This is a genomic window from Candidatus Woesearchaeota archaeon (assembly GCA_003694805.1).
Classification (GTDB): Archaea; Nanobdellota; Nanobdellia; order Woesearchaeales; family J110; genus J110.
In genome coordinates, this window is sequence record RFJU01000139.1 from 1 (window position 1) to 1,592 (window position 1,592).

Here is a 1,592-nt window from a genome sequence, read left to right on the forward strand (position 1 = left end):
GACAAAATAATTCTGGACGACATCAAACTCGGCCAGATACCACTATCTTATGAAGGCCTCTCACTGACAGGCAAGAAGGAGGAATCGAAATGAACCCAGAATACGAAAACCTTATCCGAAGATTTGAAGAACTCCCAACACTCATCGCCGAGAAAAGGAGCAAACTCCTCAATGTCAAGCAACAGCAAGAAGAAATCTCCTACAGATTAAGCAAGATGGAGAAGTACACCGCAGCAGAAGTCGCCCAGGAAACAGACAAAGACGGCAAAAAAAAGTACACCAACCAAACCTCCAGGGACGCCGAAACCCTCAAACGACTCAACGAGAACAACGACTACCAGGAACTCAAGAAAACCCTGGAAGAACTCGGAAGAACCAGGGACATCACAGAAGTAGAACTGCAAAAACTCCAGGACGAATTCAGAGCCAACCAGTACATCGTCAAAGTCCTGCAAGTGTCCAGGATCAGCGACGCCGAAGAAACCATCCTCAACCAGGAGAGAGTCATCGAACAACTCAAAGACACCATCAAGAACCTCAAAAGCAGGATTCCAGAAGAAGGGCGGAGGTAGGCGGTAAGGACACGGAATTCGGAAGCCACATCCCTCCCAGAACGGGTAAAAAGTGGGGACACTGCCGCCAATGACCAATGATGTCCAACAGGTCTCGGCTCCTGGGGCAAGAGCATAAACTGCCCCACACTCTTAAGAATGAAAGGAGGGAATGAAATGAAATGCGAAGGATGCAACACCGAAATCAGCGACAAAGTCGCAAGTTACAGCCAACAACACTTCGGCAAGGCCCTGTGCATGAAGTGCCAGGACATAGTCAGACAGGACAGGGCCAAGCAAACAACCCAGGAACAACCCCGAACACCGCCGCCTGAAGAAACCGTCATCGACACGCCAACAAACCGAAACAAGAAATGGAACATCAACCCCGACTTCATCGTCAAGATCCAGGGAAAAGAATTCATAACAGCAAACGGACTTCTTGAGATAGCCGAGCAGCAAGCAGGAGGAATCCAAAAAATAGAAGTGGTCTCACTCCACACCAACCCAGGAAACACAATCGCCACAGTCAGAGTAACAATGAAAGACGGTAGAATCTTCGAGGACTGCGGCAGCGCCAACAACGACAACCTCAAACCTACAATGCAGAAATACGCTGTGGAAATGGCCGTAACCAGGGCCAGAAGTAGAGCAATCCGATTCGGACTCAATGTGGACTACTGCAGCGTAGAAGAACTCGACGCATAAAGGAGGAAACCAAAAATGAGAAAAAGATTCGACCTCAAAACGGATGTGATACTCGGATACGGGGAAACATGGGGACTGACACTGAAAGAAGACATCGAAATCACAGCGGCAGAACTTACCGAAGCAAACCAGCCATTCAAGAACGAGTACATGACAGTGATCCTCGACGACGACAGGAAAGAAATCTGGCGGTGCTCAACAGACACTTACAAAGCAGCAATCAAAGCGCTCAAAGCAGTTTCAGGAGAGAACAAAGAAGAAAACTTCCTGTTCAAACTCTGCAAAGAAGAACCATGGGACAACCCACTCATAGTGTCAACACATGGAGGGTAC

Annotated in this window: 3 protein-coding genes; all 3 read left to right on the forward strand. The window is 48.3% G+C overall.

Annotation, left to right across the window (positions count from 1 at the left end; translation table 11 throughout):
* Nucleotides 1-89: 89 nt before the first annotated feature.
* A complete protein-coding gene (locus D6783_05245) occupies nucleotides 90-572 on the forward strand; it encodes a hypothetical protein (protein ID RME52305.1) in 483 nt (160 codons plus the stop codon).
* Nucleotides 573-710: 138 nt separating this feature from the next.
* Nucleotides 711-1,259 (forward strand): hypothetical protein, encoded by a 549-nt coding sequence (locus D6783_05250; GenBank protein RME52306.1) that lies wholly within the window; start codon nucleotides 711-713, stop codon nucleotides 1,257-1,259.
* Nucleotides 1,260-1,274: 15 nt separating this feature from the next.
* On the forward strand, nucleotides 1,275-1,592 hold a 318-nt coding region (locus tag D6783_05255), incomplete at its 3' end, for a hypothetical protein (GenBank protein RME52307.1).

What these genes read in the sequence shown, in the direction of transcription:
- D6783_05250 (RME52306.1), top strand. Translation starts at nt 711, where the DNA reads ATGAAAGGAGGGAATGAAATGAAATGCGAAGGATGCAACACCGAAATC.
- D6783_05245 (RME52305.1), top strand. Translation starts at nt 90, where the DNA reads ATGAACCCAGAATACGAAAACCTTATCCGAAGATTTGAAGAACTCCCA.